Source organism: Burkholderia diffusa, assembly GCF_001718315.1.
In the GTDB taxonomy this organism is placed as follows: Bacteria; Pseudomonadota; Gammaproteobacteria; order Burkholderiales; family Burkholderiaceae; genus Burkholderia; species Burkholderia diffusa_B.
The window spans coordinates 1,013,754-1,031,020 of the sequence record NZ_CP013362.1 but is presented as its reverse complement, the minus strand read 5'-3'; the positions used below and the strand labels follow the sequence as shown (position 1 = coordinate 1,031,020).

The window sequence follows — 17,267 nt, the reverse complement described above, 5'->3', positions numbered from 1 at the left end:
GTCTCATCCGTTCTCAGGCTTCGCCGTCCGACGCCTCGTCGGCCTCGCCATCGCCCTCCTCGGCTTCCGCGATCTGCTGCAGGCCGGAGAGCTTGGTACCCTCATCGAGACTGATGAGTGTAACACCTTGCGTGGCGCGTCCCATCTCGCGAATCTCGGACACGCGGGTACGAATCAACACGCCGGCGGTCGTGATCAGCATGATCTGATCCTCGGCGTCGACGAGCGTCGCCGCGACGACCTTGCCGTTGCGCTCCGACGTCTGGATCGCGATCATCCCCTTCGTGCCGCGGCCGTGACGCGTGTACTCGGTGATCGGCGTGCGCTTGCCGTAGCCGTTCTCGGTCGCGGTGAGCACGGTCTGCTCCTCGCTGCCGGCAACCAGCAGCGCGATGACCTGCTGCCCGTCGTCGAGCTGCATGCCGCGCACGCCGCGCGCTTCCCGGCCCATCGGGCGCACATCGTTCTCGTCGAAGCGCACGGCCTTGCCGGCGTCGGAGAAGAGCATCACGTCGTGCGCGCCGTCGGTGATCGATGCGCCAATCAGATAATCGCCTTCGTCGAGACCGACCGCGATGATGCCCTTCTTCATCGGGCGGCTGAATGCCTCGAGCGGCGTCTTCTTCACGGTACCGAGCGACGTCGCCATGAACACGAACTTGTCGGCCGAGAATTCCTTGACCGGCAGCACGACGTTGATCTTCTCGCCGTCCTGCAGCGGGAACATGTTGACGATCGGACGGCCGCGCGAGTTGCGCGAACCCTGCGGAACTTCGTAGACCTTCACCCAGTACACGCGGCCGCGGTTCGAGAAGCACAGGATGTAGTCGTGCGTGTTCGCGATGAACAGCGTCTCGATCCAGTCGTCTTCCTTCATCTGCGTCGCCTGCTTGCCGCGGCCGCCGCGCTTCTGCGCGCGATACTCGGACAGCGGCTGCGACTTCACGTAGCCCGCGTGCGACATCGTGACGACCATGTCCTGCGGCGTGATCAGGTCTTCGGTATTCAGCTCGGTCGCGTTCAGCTCGATCTTCGAGCGGCGCGCGTCGCCGAATTCGGCCTTCACCGTCGTCAGTTCCTCGCCGATCATCGTCGTGATCCGCTCGGGGCGCGCGAGGATGTCCAGCAAGTCGGCGATCTGCGCCATCACTTCACGATACTCGCCGATGATCTTGTCCTGCTCGAGACCGGTCAGGCGCTGCAGACGCATCTGCAGAATTTCCTGCGCCTGCGTGTCGGACAGACGGTACAGCCCGTCGGCCTGCATCCCGAACGCCGGATTCAGGCCTTCCGGACGGTACGCTGAGCGGCCGCCCGCCGACGCGTTTTCGGTCTCGGCGCGCGTCAGCATCTCGCGCACGAGCGACGAATCCCACGGCTTCGCCATCAGCTCCTGCTTCGCGATCGGCGGCGTCGGCGCAGCCTTGATGATCGCGATGAACTCGTCGATGTTCGCGAGCGCGACCGCGAGACCTTCGAGCACGTGGCCGCGTTCGCGGGCCTTGCGCAGTTCGTAGATCGTGCGGCGCGTCAGCACTTCGCGTCGATGCGACAGGAAGCACTGCAGGATTTCCTTCAGGTTCAGCAGCTTCGGCTGGCCGTCGACCAGCGCGACCATGTTCATGCCGAACGTGTCCTGCAGTTGCGTCGCCTTGTACAGGTTGTTCAGCACCACTTCGGGCACTTCGCCGCGCTTCAGCTCGATCACGACGCGCATGCCGCTCTTGTCGGACTCGTCGCGGATGTCGGAGATGCCCTCGAGCTTCTTCTCGTTGACGAGCTCGGCGATGCGCTCGAGCAGCGAGCGCTTGTTCACCTGGTACGGCAGTTCATCGACGATGATCGCCATCCGCTGGCCGCGGTCGATCTCTTCGAAGTGCGTGGCCGCGCGCATCACGACGCGGCCGCGCCCGGTGCGGTAGCCGTCGCGCACGCCGGCGACACCGTAGATGATGCCGGCCGTCGGGAAGTCCGGCGCCGGGATGATCTCGATCAGCTCGTCGATCGTCGCTTCCGGGTTGTTCAGCAGGTGCTGGCACGCGTCGACGACTTCGTTCAGGTTGTGCGGCGGGATGTTGGTCGCCATGCCGACCGCGATACCCGACGAGCCGTTGATCAGCAGGTTCGGAATGCGCGACGGCAGGACCGACGGCTGCGTCTCGTTGCCGTCGTAGTTCGGCTCGAAGTCGACCGTTTCCTTGTCGATGTCGGCGAGCAGCTCGTGACCGATCTTCGCCATGCGAATTTCGGTGTAACGCATCGCCGCGGCATTGTCGCCGTCGATCGAGCCGAAGTTGCCCTGTCCGTCGATCAGCATGTAGCGCAGCGAGAAGTCCTGCGCCATCCGCACGATCGTGTCGTACACCGCGGTATCGCCGTGAGGGTGGTACTTACCGATCACGTCACCAACGATACGCGCCGACTTCTTGTACGCGCGGTTCCAGTCGTTGTTCAGTTCGTGCATCGCGAACAGTACGCGCCGGTGCACGGGCTTCAGGCCATCGCGGACATCCGGAAGGGCACGTCCGACGATCACGCTCATCGCGTAATCGAGATACGAACGGCGCATTTCCTCCTCTAGGGAGGTGGGCAGGGTCTCTTTGGCGAATTGATCCATGTATCCGTATCGTTTCGGAGCGAAGACGGCGAACGCCTTTCGCGTGGGCGCTGCATGCGCAACGCAACGCGAGATTCTAACATGCGCCCATCAGCCGCCAATTCGCCACCCCACTATATGTAAACAGCAAAAATCTCCGCCCACGGAAAATGCATCGTCGAACCGGCGGCGATCGCGCCCCTTCAGAAGGATCCGGGTCGCCCGGACCCCTATCACGCCCGCGCGTAAACCCTTGCGGCCTTTCATGCAATTTCGCGGACACGCCCTTGACAATCCCTGAAAGTTACGGCAGGCGGGTGTTGCGCATGCACCACAAAGTTGAAGCGATCTTGGGGTGGGGAGGATTTTTTTTCGTAGGAAGGGAACGATATGGCAAAATGCCAACGCACTGAAAGTTAGACGCTGCTCGAAGTCTACACAGAGCGGTGCCGCGTTTTTTGTGCCGCACCAATGTTATACTTCGAGCAATGTATGACTTGTCACCGTCAACAGGCTCGCAGTAAACCTGCGGTAATCTCAATTTCGAGAGGAGAAATATGAATAAACTTTCAAAGCTCGCGTTCATTGCAGCTACCGCAGTTATGGCTGCATCCGCTTCGGCACAGTCGGTGCCGGCGTCGCGTCAAGCCGTCAACGACAACTGGGTGAACGGCACGGGCGAATGGGTGTGGATGAACGGCACGAACGAGCTCTGCTGGCGTGACGCGTTCTGGACGCCGGCCACCGCCAACGCGAAGTGCGATGGCGCACTGGTCGCCCAGGCACCGCAGCCGCCGGTCGCTCCGGTTGCTCCGGCCATCACGAGCCAGAAGATCACGTACCAAGCCGACGCACTGTTCGACTTCGACAAGGCAACGCTCAAGCCGCTGGGCAAGCAAAAGCTGGACGAACTGGCTTCGAAGATCGAAGGCATGAACACGGAAGTGGTCGTCGCAACGGGCTACACGGACCGCATCGGTTCGGACAAGTACAACGACCGTCTGTCGCTGCGCCGTGCGCAAGCCGTCAAGTCGTACCTGGTCAGCAAGGGTGTCCCGGCCAACAAGATCTACACGGAAGGCAAGGGCAAGCGCAACCCGGTCACGACCGGCTGCAACCAGAAGAACCGCAAGCAACTGATCGCCTGCCTCGCACCGGACCGCCGCGTGGAAGTCGAAGTGGTCGGTACGCAAGAAGTCCAGAAGACGACCGTCCCGGCGCAGTAAGCCGCGGTTTTCGACTGCTTCAAAGCCCCGCTCCGGCGGGGCTTTTTCTTTGACGCCCGTCCAGGCGCTCGCTGGCCTCGCTGTGCGCCCCCTTATATACTCGGGGCTTGAAGTACCGACGTACCGCCCTCCTTCCGTAGCCCGTTTGCCGACATGACCAACGCCGATCCGCACGAACTCCAGAAATTCAGCGACCTCGCCCATCGGTGGTGGGATCCGAATGCCGAATTCAAGCCCTTGCACGACCTGAATCCGGTCCGGCTCGGCTGGATTGATTCGCATGCGCACCTCGCCGGCAAGCGCGCACTCGATATCGGCTGCGGCGGCGGCATCCTGTCCGAATCGATGGCCGGGCTCGGCGCCCAGGTGAAAGGCATCGACCTGTCGACCGAAGCGCTCGGCGTAGCCGACCTGCACAGCCTCGAGAGCGGCATCACCGTCGACTACGAGGCGATCGCCGCCGAAGCGATCGCCGAACGCGAGCCGGGCACTTACGACGTCGTCACCTGCATGGAGATGCTCGAACACGTGCCGTCGCCGGCCGGCGTCGTCGCGGCGTGCGCGACGCTCGTGAAGCCGGGCGGCTGGGTGTTCTTCTCCACGCTGAACCGCAACCTGAAGTCCTACCTGTTCGCGGTGATCGGCGCCGAGTACATCGCGCAGATGCTGCCGAAGGGCACCCACGACTACGCGCGCTTCATCCGCCCGTCGGAACTGGCGAGCTTCGTGCGCGCGACCGATCTGCACATCGTGGAGATCAAGGGCATTACCTATCACCCGATCGGCAAGCGCTTCGCGCTGTCGAACGATACCGACATCAATTATCTCGTCGCGTGCCGCCGCGGCGCGTGACCCTCCGACCGGCATGACGATTCCCCTTTCGACCGAGCGGCCTGCATTCGACGCGCCGCGTCTGTTGCACTGCGACGCCGTGCTGTTCGACCTCGACGGCACGCTGGCCGACACGGCGCCCGATCTCGCCGCAGCGGTCCACAAGATGCAGCGTGTGCGCGGCCTGCCCGAAACGTCGCTCGACGTGCTACGACCACTGGCATCGGCCGGTGCGCGCGGCCTGCTCGGCGGCGCATTCGGCATCGGCCCGCAATCGCCCGGCTATGAAGCGATGCGCGACGAATTCCTGACGAATTACGCGGCCGACATCTGCGTGCACACGGTGCTGTTCCCCGGCATCGGCGACGTGCTCGATGAACTCGACGCACGCGGCGTGCGCTGGGGCATCGTCACGAACAAGGCGATGCGCTTCACCGCGCCGCTCGCCGACCTGCTAGGCCTCGCGCCGCGCGCGGCCTGCATCGTCGGGGGCGACACAACGCCGCACTCGAAACCGCATCCGGCCCCGCTGCTGCATGCGGCGGAACAAATGACGCTTGCGCCGGCGCGCATCGTCTACGTCGGCGATGATCTTCGCGACATCCAGGCCGGCAGCGCTGCGGGGATGGCGACGGTCGCGGCCGCGTACGGCTACTGCGGCGACGGCGTCGCGCCGGCCGACTGGCAGGCGCAGCATCTCGTCGGCACGACGCAGGAACTGCGCGAACTGCTGCGCGATGTTGGGCTATAATGGTCGATCTTATCCGCGGGGGCGACCTGGTTTCGACAGGGGTTGTGAAGCGGCTAGGGCATGTCGAGGACCCGTCACCTCGTTAATCAATGGGAAAAACGTAACTGCAAACGACGATACGTTCGCACTGGCAGCCTAACGGCCGCCGTCCTCTGCCTAGTTCACTGACGGGCTAGCGTCGCAAGACCGGTAGCAATACCGCCAGAGGTCATTTACGTCAGTTAAGCCCTGTCGGCGTCGCGACGCCAGGGTCGAAAACTTAGCGAATCGCCGTAGTGCAGCGTGTTCGTCCGCGTCGCTGCGGTTAAATCAAATGACTGAACTAAACATGTAGAACTAGTCGTGGAGCGCTTCTGGACGCGGGTTCGATTCCCGCCGCCTCCACCAAATTCCGCGCTCTGGCGCACGAACCCCGCATGACGCGAGTCTGCGGGGTTTTTTGTTGCAGGAGCGGCCGAACGCCCCATCCTTCCGAAAAAGCGCCCAGCCCGGACGGGCCGGGCGGAATGCCGCCGTATTCCGGCGGCAGGAGGTGACGGATGTTCGACGTCGCTCGCACGGTGATCGACTACTGCGGACGGCCCCGCGTCCGGCGCGCGTCACCCCTCAGCACGGCCTCACCGAACAATACGCAGCTTAGCTGCCGCGATACAGCGACTTCATTTCTTCCGCACTGGCCGGGCGCACGCCGATCGCACGCGAACCCGATACCGATGCGCCCTGCACCTGCGCGCCATAACCGCTGGCGTCGGCGCCTTGCGCCTGGGCGAGCGCGCTGCGCTGTTGCTCTGCGACACGCGCCGTGGCGGCCTGGATCGCTTCCGGATAGTGCGGATCTTCGCCGCGGGCGGTGTTGTAACCGGCCTGCTGGAGCTGAACCAGTTCGGCGCGAACCTGTGCGCGGGTCAGTGCCGAGCCGGACTGCGCGAACGACACGACCGGGGCAACGAGGGCAGCAGCAACGACAACGGCTTGAACGAGCGACTTCATGATGACCTACCTCCAGATTTGTCTGATTTCGCGGTGAACACCCGTTCATCGCTGACAAACCGAAGTTTATGTAGGCGCGTGCTTAAGAATAAGGCAGGTTTCAGGAAGACATCCTTCCCGAAACAAGGGTTAACCCTAGTGTGACGCGTCCCCGGCCCAGCACCGCGCGATCGCACTACGCGAGCCCCAACCCCAAAGCATGACCCCCGCAAGGCTGCACGCGCTGCGGGGCTCGAAAAGAACCGCGCGGCATCGGCGCGGCATGGACAAACGATCGCGGCGACGATGACTGGCGCGTCAGCGCTCTGCTTATTGAGTGTCCATCGGACACTTCAGGTTGCAGCCGTTCGGATCCCCCAAGTCGCCCTTGCGGCGCAATGCCGACTTCTTGCCGCTCTGATATTTCTGCGACGGCGTCGAGGCCGCGAACGGCATCTGCGGATGCTCGTTCAGGCGGAACTGCTCGCTCAGGATCCCACCGGGCACGCCTGGTGAATTCTGCGCGAGCGCCAACGGCGAAACGGCAACAAGAAGCCCTGCGGTCAACGCTGCCGCGGAGAAGGGAACGGAAAGTTTCATGGCGGGATGACGCCTGAACGGCGTGCTTGTTGGAACGTTGATCAAGCGGCAAGCGTAGCGCAAATCCCTCGCTGCTGCAGCGCGGTTCGCGGGCGCCTCCGTTACCGTACATTGCCGTCGGGCATACCGCTCGCGGCGATACCGGCGAATCCTTCCGCGACGCCGGTCAGCGTCCCGCACGCGGCCGGATCGTAGCCGTCGAGATGCGCGACGCGCTCGACGAAGCGCGCATCGCGCAGCAACGCAAGTACGCCGGCGAGCGGTCGCGAGTCGAGTTGCGCGCGGTCGCACGCAAAGTAATAGTCTTCGTCGACGACCGGGATGAAATCGAGCCCGAAGTGATGGGCGGCCGGCTCGACGCCGAAGCCGAGATCGGCCATCCCGCTCGCGACGAACGCGGCGATCGCCGAGTGCGTGAGTTCGGCCGACGCATAGCCGTCGATACGCTCGGGATCGATGCCGATCGCGCGCAATGCAAGATCGAGCAGCATCCGCGTGCCGGAGCCCGGCTGCCGGTTGACGAAGCGAATGTCGTTGCGGGCGAGATCGGCGAGCCCGCCGACCTGCTTGGGGTTGCCGCGCGGCACGAACAACCCCTGCTGGCGACGCGTCAGATGAATCAGCACGTGACGCGTGTCGTCGAGCCACGGCCGATAGATCTGCGCACACTGTTCGCGGAACGCGCCGCGCGGCAGATGAAAACCGGCCAGCTCGCATTCGCCGCGCGCGAGTGCCTGCACGGCTTCGACGCTCTCGCGATACTTGATGTCGACGGCTGCCTGCGCATCGACAAGCGCGGAAACGAGCGCCGCAACCGCGTAGCCGTGCGATGCATGGATGCGCACGGCGCCGTCGCGCTGCGCAAGCCGCCGGTTTAAGTCACTCGCCACCTCGGCTGCCAGCGCGCGCAGGTTCCCGTCGAGACGGCTGCGCGCGAGCCGCTGCGCGTCGACGACCGCCTGCCCGAGCGCCGACAACGTCGATCCCTTGCCACGCGCGGTCTCGATCAACTCGCCGCCGACGCACGCCTCCAGCGCCCGTAGCATGCCCCACGCGTGCCGATACGACAGACCCTTCGCCTGCGCGGCCTGCGCGATGCTGCCCGTATCCGCCACGAGTTCCAGCAATGGGGCGACGTCGGACAGGCTCGCCGTCCGACCCTCCGTGTCGCGTACGGTCAGATACGCGTCGCATTCGATTCGAACCAATTATGTACTCCGATTTCCTATTGCGACCGCGAAATCTTCCGCTTATCGTTGCTCAAAATCAATCAGGACGAAGTCCCGGTGTGCACTATATGAATTAGTGGCACATATGAGACTTTGGAGGAGCATAACCGATGTCCCCCAATTCCCCTGCGCCCGACGCGCTCGTCGAGCGCCACGCGCGTGCCGGCCGCTCGCTCGTCGCGATCCTGCATGCGATCCAGGACGATGCAGGCTACGTGCCCGCAGGCTGCGTCGCGCCGCTCGCGAAGGCGTTGAATTTATCGCGCGCCGAAGTGCACGGCGTGCTCACCTACTATCACCACTTCCGCACCGCGCCGCCCGCGCGTGTGACGATCCAGATGTGCCGCGCCGAGGCGTGCCGCAGCATGGGCTGCGAAACACTGGCCGCGCATGCGCAAGCGCGCACGGGCTGCCGGTTCGACGCGGCGCACGGCGATGGCGCCGACGCGCACGCGCCGGGCGACATCGCGCTCGAATCGGTCTACTGCCTCGGGCTGTGCGCGCAATCGCCGTCGATGACGGTCAACGGCGTGCTGCATGCAAAGGTCACGCCGGAGAAGTTCGACGCCCTGCTCGCCGCCGCGACCGCCCACACACAGGAGGTCGCATGACGACCCGCATCTACGTTCCGCGCGATTCGTCCGCGCTGGCGCTCGGCGCCGACGCCGTCGCCGCCGCGATCGTCGCGGAAGCCGAGCGGCGCGGCGTCGCGATCGAACTGATCCGCAACGGTTCGCGCGGGCTGCTGTGGCTCGAGCCGCTCGTCGAGGTCGGCACGGCCGCCGGGCGCGTGGGTTATGCGAACCTGTCGGCCGCGGACGTGCCCGCGCTGTTCGACGCGAACTGGCTCGACGGCGGCGCGCATCCGAGCGGCGTCGGCTTCGTCGACGCCCTGCCCTATCTCGCGCGCCAGCAGCGCCTCACGTTCGCGCGCATCGGCCTGACCGATCCGCTGTCGATCGACGACTACCTGAAACACGACGGCCTCGCCGGCCTGAAGAACGCGCTCGCGCTCGACGGCGGCGCCGCATGCGAATTGCTGATCGAATCGGGGCTGCGCGGCCGCGGCGGCGCAGCCTTCCCTGCCGGCATCAAGTGGCGCACCGTCCGGCAGGCCAGCGCAACGCAGAAGTACATTGTCTGCAACGCGGATGAAGGCGATTCGGGCACGTTCTCCGATCGCCTGATCATGGAAAGCGATCCGTACTGCCTGATCGAAGGGATGATCATCGCCGGCATCGCGACGGGCGCGACGCTCGGCTACATCTACGTGCGCAGCGAATACCCGCACGCGATCGCGGCACTGGAAACCGCGATCGAGCGCGCCCGTGAAGCCGGCTGGCTCGGCGAACGCGTGCTCGGCTCCGCGCATGCATTCGACCTGCACGTCGCGAAGGGTGCCGGCTCGTATGTGTGCGGCGAGGAAACGGCGCTGCTCGAATCGCTCGAGGGCAAGCGCGGCGTCGTGCGCGCGAAGCCGCCGCTGCCCGCGCTCGCCGGCCTGTTCGACCAGCCGACCGTGATCAACAACGTGATCACGCTCGCAACCGCGCCGGTGATCTTCGCGCGCGGCGCAGCGTTCTATCGCGACTACGGGATGGGCCGCTCGCGCGGCACGCTGCCGTTCCAGCTCGCGGGCAATATCCGTCATGGCGGCCTCGTCGAGCTCGCGTTCGGCGTCACGCTGCGCGAGCTGCTGTTCGACTACGGCGGCGGCACGGCGAGCGGCCGGCCCGCACGCGCCGCACAGGTCGGCGGCCCGCTCGGCACCTATTTGCCCGAACACCAGTGGGACGTGCCGCTCGACTACGAGGCCTACACGGCGATCGGCGCGGTCGTCGGCCACGGCGGCATCGTGCTGCACGACGACACGTCGAATCTCGCGGAGCTCGCCGAATACGCGATGAAGTTCTGCGCGATCGAATCGTGCGGCAAGTGCACGCCGTGCCGGATCGGCTCGACGCGCGGCGTCGAGACGATCGCACGCATTCGCCAGGGCGACACGTCGGAGCGACAAGTCACGCTGCTGCGCGATCTGTGCGACACGATGCTCGCCGGCTCGCTGTGCGCGATGGGCGGCATGACGCCGTACCCGGTACTGTCCGCGCTCGACCATTTCCCCGAAGATTTCGGGCTCGCCGCCGGCAAGCAAGCCGCTTCGGGTCCGGTCAAGGCCGCGGCCTGACCCAGAAGGAGCCCTGAATGTCCCTCGACACGAACAACGTCCGCCAAGGCGGCTGCGGCTCGGGCCAATGCGCGTGCAAGAGCGCCGCCCAGGCGCGCATGCGCGATCCGTTCGACGAAACCGACTACGGCACGCCGCAACGGCATGCCGATACCGACGTCACGCTCGAAATCGACGGCCAGCCGGTGACGGTGCCGGCCGGCACGTCGGTGATGCGCGCCGCGATCGAAGCCGGCGTCAACGTGCCCAAGCTCTGCGCGACCGACTCGCTCGAACCGTTCGGCTCGTGCCGTCTGTGCCTGGTCGAAATCGAAGGCCGGCGCGGCTATCCGGCATCGTGCACGACGCCCGCCGAAGCCGGGATGAAAGTACGTACGCAGTCGGACCGGCTGCAGTCGCTGCGCCGCAACGTGATGGAGCTGTACATCTCCGATCATCCGCTCGACTGCCTCACCTGCCCCGCCAACGGCGACTGCGAGCTGCAGGACATGGCTGGCGTGGTCGGGCTGCGCGAAGTGCGCTACGGCTTCGACGGCGCGAATCACCTGCGCGAGCAGAAGGACGAATCGAATCCGTACTTCACATACGATCCGTCGAAGTGCATCGTCTGCAACCGCTGCGTGCGCGCGTGCGAGGAAACGCAAGGCACGTTCGCGCTGACGATCGCCGCGCGCGGTTTCGAATCGCGTGTCGCCGCCGGCGAAAGCGAATCGTTCATGGCATCGGAATGCGTATCGTGCGGCGCCTGCGTCGCCGCGTGCCCGACCGCCACGCTGCAGGAGAAGTCCGTCGTCCAGCTCGGCCAGGCCGAGCACTCGGTCGTCACGACCTGCGCGTACTGCGGCGTCGGCTGCTCGTTCAAGGCCGAGATGAAGGGCACGCAGGTCGTGCGCATGACGCCGTACAAGAACGGCCTCGCGAACGAAGGCCACGCATGCGTGAAGGGCCGCTTCGCGTGGGGCTACGCGACGCACAAGGACCGCATCACGAAGCCGATGATCCGCGAGAAGATCACCGACCCGTGGCGCGAAGTCAGCTGGGAAGAGGCGCTCACGTACGCGGCGACGCAATTCCGCAAGCTGCAGCAGAAATACGGCCGCGATTCGATCGGCGGCATCACGTCGTCGCGCTGCACGAACGAGGAAACCTACCTCGTGCAGAAGCTCGTGCGCGCAGCGTTCGGCAACAACAACGTCGACACGTGCGCACGCGTGTGCCACTCGCCGACCGGCTACGGCCTGAAGACGACGCTCGGCGAATCGGCCGGCACGCAGACCTTCGCGTCGGTCGGCCAGGCCGACGTGATCGTCGTGATGGGCGCGAATCCGACCGACGGCCACCCGGTATTCGGGTCGCGCATGAAGCGGCGCATCCGCGAAGGCGCGAAGCTGATCGTGATCGACCCGCGCCGCATCGACGTGGTCGACGGCCCGCACGTGAAGGCCACCTACCACCTGCAGTTGCGCCCCGGCACCAACGTCGCGATGGTCAACGCGCTCGCGCACGTCATTGTCACCGAAGGGCTCGTCGCCAACGCATTCGTCGCTGAACGCTGCGACACGCGCGCATTCGAGCAATGGCGCGATTTCGTATCGCGTGCCGAGAACTCACCGGAAGCGACGGCGGACGTGACAGGTGTGCCGGCCGCCCTGGTGCGCGAAGCCGCGCGCCTTTACGCGACGGGCGGCAACGCCGCGATCTACTACGGCCTCGGCGTGACCGAACACGCGCAAGGCTCGACAACGGTGATGGGCATCGCGAACCTCGCGATGGCTACCGGCAACATCGGCCGCGAAGGCGTCGGCGTCAATCCGCTGCGCGGCCAGAACAACGTGCAAGGCTCGTGCGACATGGGTTCGTTCCCGCACGAGCTGCCTGGCTACCGGCACATCAGCGACGCAATCGTGCGCAGCCAGTTCGAGGCAGCATGGTCGGCCACGCTGCAACCGGAACCGGGGCTGCGCATCCCGAACATGTTCGACGCGGCGCTCGACGGCAGCTTCAAGGGGCTTTACTGCCAGGGCGAGGACATCGTCCAGTCGGACCCGAACACGCAGCACGTCGCGGCCGCGCTGTCGTCGATGGAATGCATCGTCGTGCAGGACATCTTCCTGAACGAGACCGCGAAGTACGCGCACGTGCTGCTGCCGGGTTCGACTTTCCTCGAGAAGGACGGCACGTTCACGAACGCGGAGCGCCGGATCTCGCGCGTGCGCAAGGTGATGCCGCCGCTTGCGGGTTACGCCGACTGGGAAGTGACGCTGCTGCTGTCGCAGGCGCTCGGTTACGACATGCACTACACGCATCCGTCGGAAATCATGGACGAGATCGCGCGGCTCACGCCGACCTTCTCGGGCGTGTCGTACGAGAAGCTCGACGCGCTTGGCAGCATCCAGTGGCCGTGCAACGAACAGGCGCCGGACGGCACGCCGACGATGCACATCGACGCGTTCGTGCGCGGCAAGGGCCGGTTCGTGATCACGCAGTTCATTCCGACGCCGGAAAAGGTCACGCAGCGTTATCCGCTGATCCTGACCACGGGCCGCATCCTGTCGCAATACAACGTCGGCGCGCAGACACGCCGGACTGAGAACGTCCGGTGGCATGAAGAAGACCGCCTCGAGATTCATCCGCACGATGCGGAGGATCGCGGGATCCGGACCGGCGACTGGGTCGGCATCGAATCGCGGGCCGGCCAGACGGTGCTGCGTGCGCTCGTGTCCGACCGCATGCAGCCGGGTGTCGTGTACACGACATTCCACTTCCCCGAGTCGGGCGCGAACGTAATCACGACGGACAGTTCCGACTGGGCCACGAACTGCCCGGAATACAAGGTCACGGCCGTGCAGGTGATGCCGGTTGCGCAGCCGTCGGACTGGCAGCGCGCGTATGCGCGCTTCAACTCGGAGCAGCTCGACCTGCTCGAGCACCGCGTCGCCACGCCGGCCGCCGCGACGACGGGCAAGTGAGGACGCGATGGACAACGGACACCTGATCGACATGGCCAACCAGATCGGCGCGTTCTTCGAATCGATGCCCGATCGCGAAGAAGCGCTGGCCGGAATCGCCGAACACATCCGGCGCTTCTGGGAGCCACGGATGCGGCGCGCGTTGCTCGCCGCGCTCGACGATCCGTCGAGCGAAGCCGCGCAACGCGCCGCGCCGATCGTGCGCGACGCGATCGCCGCACACCGCGCATCGCTCGTGCCGGCAGCCGCTCCCGCCTGAGCGCACCGCTACGCGGGCACCGGCATGCCCGCGAACCAGCTTTCGCAATGGCGCAGCAGCGCGTTCGCGTCGGTTGCCGTGCGACCGCGCACCGCGATGTAGCCATCTGGACGCAGCAGGTAGAACGACGGCCTCGAACGGCCATATACCTGCGCGAGCCCTTCGGCGCCGTCGCTTTCGGCATCGGCGACGCGCCACGTTCTCACGGCCCCCGGCATGATTCGCTCCAGGCCTTCGACGAGCGCACGCGCGTCCGCAGGCATCGGCGGCACGTCGTCCGCATTGCCCGCGTCGGCATCTGGCGGCTCCTCGAGCATCAGCAGCGTAAAGCTCGCCGGATCGTGCAAGTCGTATAGTCGCGCGGTCCCGGGCGCCCGGCCGAGCGGCCCATCGACCACGTGCACGAGCGCGTCGGGCGCACGCTCGCCGGCGCGCGGCCCGCCATCGAGCACGCGTTCGAGCGTGAGCGGGCTTTTTCGATATTGCACGCCGAGCTCGCTGACGGTGCGGCGCACCGCGTCCCGCACCGGCCCGAACGACGCCAGCAGCGGCACGACATGATCGCGCAGCAGCTTCATCGCGCCGTGGTCGGCTTCGACGATCTGCGTGATGAAGCCTGTCTGCCGCAATACGTCACGCTCGATCGGATGGCGCTCCGCATGATACGTATCGAGCAGCCGCTCCGGCGTGCCGGTGCCAAGCACGCGCGCGAGCTTCCAGCCGAGATTGAACGCTTCCTGGATACCCGTATTCATGCCCTGCGCGCCCGCCGGGCTGTGAACGTGCGCGGCGTCGCCCGCGAAGAACACGCGCCCGTGACGCAGCCGGTCGATCATCCGGCTATGCAGGCGGAAATACGCCGACCACGCGAGATCGCTCGGCGCGATCGACGCGCCGACGCGAGCACGCACGATCGCCTCGCATTCGTCGAGCGTCGGGGGCGGCGCGTCGGGCGATGCGTCGGCGCCGGGTGGTCGGTCGGCGACAAGCCGGTAGCGGCCGCCTCCCATCGGAAACAGCCCCGCGATACCGTCGGGCGTCGTGAACAGATGGATCTCCTCGTCCGGCCAATCGGGTATCGCCGCGAAATCGGCGAGCAGGAAGGTCTGCTCGAACGCATGCCCGGCGAAGCCCAGGCCAAGCAGATGGCGCACCGTGCTGTGCGCGCCGTCGGCGGCGATCAGGTACGACGGTGCGAACGCCTGTTCGCGACCGTCGGCGCCGCGAATCGTCACGTCGAGCGACGTAGCACCCGCGTCGCACGCTGTCAGCGTGACGCCGCGTTCGACCGTCACGCCGAACCCGGCCAGGTGCTCGGCGAGCAACCGCTCGGTGATGCTCTGGTCGAGAAACAGCAGATACGGATAGCGCGTTTGCAGCGGATCGAAATCGAGCCGTGCGATCACGCGGCCATCCGCATGCAGCGCGGCCGCATGCGCGCGATGCCCCAACGCGAGAAACGGTTCGATCGCGCGATGCTGCTCCAGCAATTCGAGCGTGCGCGCCTGGATGCCGATCGCGCGCGAATGCGGCGCGGGCGCGGCGAGCCGATCGATGATGCGTACCGGCACGCGGGCACGCGCGAGAGCCATCGCAGCGGCAAGGCCGGTCGGACCCGCACCGACGATCAGCACGGGCGGGATATCGAGCAGTGTGTCCGCCATGAGAACCTCGATGACACGCGATTGTGCAAGTCTACGCCGCTCCGCGTGACGGGGCCATATGCCGACCGGCCGATCTGGGGCGCCCGCGCGCAGTGTGGGAAAATACGCGCTTTCCGTCAGTTTTCGCGTCATGGATTCCGCATTCGACCGAGCGTATGCCGCGCACCGCGCGGGCCGCCTCGCCGAGGCCGAGCACGGCTATCGCGCCGCACTGGCCTCCAATCCCGCCGACGCCGACGCACTGCATCTGTTCGGCGTGCTGCGGCATCAGCAGGGCCAGCATGCCGAGGCGGCCGATCTCGTCGGGCGTGCGGTCGAACTGCGCCCGAACGATGCCGCGCTGCAGCTCAATCTCGGCAATGCGCTGAAGGCGCTCGGCCGACTCGACGAAGCGATCGACCGCTTTCGCAACGCATTGACGCTCGCGCCCGAATTTCCGCTTGCACACTACAACCTCGGCAACGCCTATGCGGCGCTGCAGCGCCACGAGGATGCGCTCGACGCGTTCAGTCGCGCACTTCAGCTCACGCCCGACGACGCCTCGATCCACAACAACCTCGGCAACGCGCTGAATGCCCTCGGCCGCCACGACGACGCGCTCGCCGCATTCCGTCGCGCCCTCGAACTGCGGCCCGGGCATGCCGGTGCGCACAACAATCTCGCGATGGCCCTGAACGCGATGGGCCGGGCCGACGACGCGATCGCGCACTTCCAGGCCGCGATCGCCGCGCAGCCGCGCTTCGTCGCCGCGCATTTCAATCTCGGCAACACGTTCGAGGCGGTCGGCCGTCACGGTGAAGCCGCCGCCGCATTCGAAGCCGCGCTGGCGCTGCACCCGCCGTTCCCGCTCGCCCTTTTCGGGCTCGCGAACGCGCTGTGCGCGCAGGGACGCCAGCGCGAAGCGCTGCCCTACTACGAACGCGCGGTCGGCCTCGATCCGTCGTTCAGTCTCGCGTGGTTGAACCTCGGCAACGCGCATCACGCACTCGGCGCGCACGAGATGGCGCTGCGCGCGTTCGACCAGGCGCTGCGCGTCGCTCCCGACCTCAAACTCGCGCACCTGCATCGCGCCGTCACGCTGCTGACGCTGGGCGACTTCACCCGCGGCCTGCCCGCATACGAAGCGCGTCACGACACGCCGGGCGCGACACCGCTCGGCACGCTGCCGCGCTGGCAAGGCGAGCCCATTGCATCGCGCACGCTGCTGATCCGCGCGGAACAGGGCTTCGGCGACACGCTGCAGTTCGTCCGCTTCGTGCCGCTCGCCCGCGCGCGCTGCGCGCGCGTCGTGCTCGAAGTGCAGCCGGAACTCGTCGCGCTGCTCACGCCGGCCGCGGCACGCTGGCGCGTGACGCTCGTCGCACAGGGCGCCGCGAAACCGCCCGCGGCTGACATCGCATGCACGCTGATGAGCCTGCCGTTCCTGCTCGGCCTGCAGCCGGCCGACATCGTCGCGGGCAGGCGCTACCTCGACGCGCCGGACAGCGCGCACCGGCGTTTTCGCGGCTCGCTCGGCGGCCAGTCGAAACGCAAGTTCGGGCTCGCATGGTCCGGGCGCCGGCAGGCGCAGGAAAACCGCTCGATGCCGTTCGACGCGCTCGCGCCACTGCTCGCGCTGCCTGACATCGACTGGATCGTGCTGCAGCCGGCGCTCGACGAAGATGAACGCGCGCGCGTCGACGCGCATCCGCGCGTGCATCGCCTCGACGGGCGACTGAACGACTTCGCCGACACGGCCGCGCTGATCGAACGGCTCGACGGCGTCGTCACGATCGACACGGCGGTTGCGCACCTCGCGGGCGCGCTCGGCAAGCCGTTGTGGATCATGCTGCCGTCCGCAGCCGACTGGCGCTGGTTCACTGGCGCCGACTGCCCATGGTATCCGCATGCGAGGCTCGTCCGCCAGTCCGCACCGGGGCAGTGGCTCGACGTGGCGGCAGCGGTCGCAGGCGCGCTGCGAGACGCCTGACTGCCGCCAAACGCAGATG

General features: G+C 66.4%; 13 protein-coding genes and 1 other RNA gene. 9 read left to right on the top strand and 5 right to left on the bottom strand.

The genetic code is table 11. From position 1 onward, the window contains the following. Positions 1–13: 13 nt before the first annotated feature. Positions 14–2,617: a DNA gyrase subunit A gene (gene gyrA, locus WI26_RS04705; protein ID WP_059467089.1), complete on the bottom strand. Its 2,604-nt coding sequence runs from the start codon at positions 2,615–2,617 to the stop codon at positions 14–16. Positions 2,618–3,153: 536 nt separating this feature from the next. Between gyrA and ompA the strand changes: the two genes are divergently transcribed. The 4 genes from ompA (at position 3,154) to ssrA (ending at position 5,791) form a co-directional block, all read left to right on the top strand. After that, complete coding sequence (gene ompA, locus WI26_RS04700; protein WP_040126893.1) at positions 3,154–3,822, top strand: outer membrane protein OmpA; 669 nt, start codon at positions 3,154–3,156, stop codon at positions 3,820–3,822. A gap of 153 nt (positions 3,823–3,975) precedes the next feature. Then, on the top strand, positions 3,976–4,674 hold the full coding sequence (gene ubiG, locus WI26_RS04695) for a bifunctional 2-polyprenyl-6-hydroxyphenol methylase/3-demethylubiquinol 3-O-methyltransferase UbiG (RefSeq protein WP_059448219.1): 699 nt from the start codon (positions 3,976–3,978) through the stop codon (positions 4,672–4,674). 13 nt (positions 4,675–4,687) lie between these two features. Further along, positions 4,688–5,404: a phosphoglycolate phosphatase gene (gene gph, locus WI26_RS04690; protein ID WP_069225321.1), complete on the top strand. Its 717-nt coding sequence runs from the start codon at positions 4,688–4,690 to the stop codon at positions 5,402–5,404. 17 nt (positions 5,405–5,421) lie between these two features. Then, positions 5,422–5,791: a transfer-messenger RNA gene (gene ssrA, locus WI26_RS04685) on the top strand. A gap of 249 nt (positions 5,792–6,040) precedes the next feature. Here the strand turns inward: ssrA and WI26_RS04680 are convergent. From WI26_RS04680 to WI26_RS04670, 3 genes are all read right to left on the bottom strand, one after another. Beyond that, positions 6,041–6,394 (bottom strand): DUF4148 domain-containing protein, encoded by a 354-nt coding sequence (locus WI26_RS04680; protein WP_069225320.1) that lies wholly within the window; start codon positions 6,392–6,394, stop codon positions 6,041–6,043. A 309-nt stretch (positions 6,395–6,703) separates the two neighbouring features. Beyond that, a complete protein-coding gene (locus WI26_RS04675; protein ID WP_069225319.1) occupies positions 6,704–6,973 on the bottom strand; it encodes a hypothetical protein in 270 nt (89 codons plus the stop codon). Positions 6,974–7,074: 101 nt separating this feature from the next. Beyond that, positions 7,075–8,181, bottom strand: coding sequence for a substrate-binding domain-containing protein (locus WI26_RS04670; protein ID WP_069225318.1), 1,107 nt, complete (start codon positions 8,179–8,181; stop codon positions 7,075–7,077). 131 nt (positions 8,182–8,312) lie between these two features. Between WI26_RS04670 and WI26_RS04665 the strand changes: the two genes are divergently transcribed. Genes WI26_RS04665 through WI26_RS04650 form a run of 4 tightly spaced genes read left to right on the top strand, consistent with a single transcriptional unit; the run spans position 8,313 to position 13,615 of the window. After that, the gene (locus WI26_RS04665; RefSeq protein WP_069225317.1) at positions 8,313–8,813 is read left to right on the top strand and encodes an NAD(P)H-dependent oxidoreductase subunit E; all 501 of its coding nucleotides are present in this window, start codon (positions 8,313–8,315) and stop codon (positions 8,811–8,813) included. Further along, entirely contained in the window at positions 8,810–10,387 is a 1,578-nt protein-coding gene (locus tag WI26_RS04660) for a formate dehydrogenase beta subunit (RefSeq protein WP_069225316.1), read from the top strand. Before WI26_RS04665 ends, WI26_RS04660 begins: the two co-directional genes overlap by 4 nt. A 17-nt stretch (positions 10,388–10,404) precedes the next feature. Then, entirely contained in the window at positions 10,405–13,356 is a 2,952-nt protein-coding gene (fdhF, locus tag WI26_RS04655) for a formate dehydrogenase subunit alpha (RefSeq protein WP_069225315.1), read from the top strand. Between the two features lie 7 nt (positions 13,357–13,363). Next, a complete protein-coding gene (locus WI26_RS04650; protein WP_059467080.1) occupies positions 13,364–13,615 on the top strand; it encodes a formate dehydrogenase subunit delta in 252 nt (83 codons plus the stop codon). Between the two features lie 8 nt (positions 13,616–13,623). Here the strand turns inward: WI26_RS04650 and WI26_RS04645 are convergent, their stop codons facing one another. Beyond that, positions 13,624–15,279, bottom strand: a complete 1,656-nt coding sequence (locus tag WI26_RS04645) for an FAD-dependent monooxygenase (protein ID WP_069225314.1) — start codon at positions 15,277–15,279, stop codon at positions 13,624–13,626. Between the two features lie 130 nt (positions 15,280–15,409). Between WI26_RS04645 and WI26_RS04640 the strand changes: the two genes are divergently transcribed. Next, positions 15,410–17,248 carry a tetratricopeptide repeat protein gene (locus WI26_RS04640; RefSeq protein WP_420480780.1) on the top strand — a complete coding sequence of 613 codons (1,839 nt, stop codon included), beginning with the start codon at positions 15,410–15,412 and terminating at the stop codon, positions 17,246–17,248. The last annotated feature ends 19 nt before the right edge of the window (positions 17,249–17,267 follow it).

Bases quoted from the DNA above. Each gene is read 5' to 3' on its own strand.
- gyrA (WP_059467089.1), bottom strand. From the start codon at position 2,617: ATGGATCAATTCGCCAAAGAGACCCTGCCCACCTCCCTAGAGGAGGAA.
- ompA (WP_040126893.1), top strand. From the start codon at position 3,154: ATGAATAAACTTTCAAAGCTCGCGTTCATTGCAGCTACCGCAGTTATG.
- ubiG (WP_059448219.1), top strand. From the start codon at position 3,976: ATGACCAACGCCGATCCGCACGAACTCCAGAAATTCAGCGACCTCGCC.
- gph (WP_069225321.1), top strand. From the start codon at position 4,688: ATGACGATTCCCCTTTCGACCGAGCGGCCTGCATTCGACGCGCCGCGT.
- WI26_RS04680 (WP_069225320.1), bottom strand. From the start codon at position 6,394: ATGAAGTCGCTCGTTCAAGCCGTTGTCGTTGCTGCTGCCCTCGTTGCC.
- WI26_RS04675 (WP_069225319.1), bottom strand. From the start codon at position 6,973: ATGAAACTTTCCGTTCCCTTCTCCGCGGCAGCGTTGACCGCAGGGCTT.
- WI26_RS04665 (WP_069225317.1), top strand. From the start codon at position 8,313: ATGTCCCCCAATTCCCCTGCGCCCGACGCGCTCGTCGAGCGCCACGCG.
- WI26_RS04660 (WP_069225316.1), top strand. From the start codon at position 8,810: ATGACGACCCGCATCTACGTTCCGCGCGATTCGTCCGCGCTGGCGCTC.
- fdhF (WP_069225315.1), top strand. From the start codon at position 10,405: ATGTCCCTCGACACGAACAACGTCCGCCAAGGCGGCTGCGGCTCGGGC.
- WI26_RS04650 (WP_059467080.1), top strand. From the start codon at position 13,364: ATGGACAACGGACACCTGATCGACATGGCCAACCAGATCGGCGCGTTC.
- WI26_RS04645 (WP_069225314.1), bottom strand. From the start codon at position 15,279: ATGGCGGACACACTGCTCGATATCCCGCCCGTGCTGATCGTCGGTGCG.
- WI26_RS04640 (WP_420480780.1), top strand. From the start codon at position 15,410: ATGGATTCCGCATTCGACCGAGCGTATGCCGCGCACCGCGCGGGCCGC.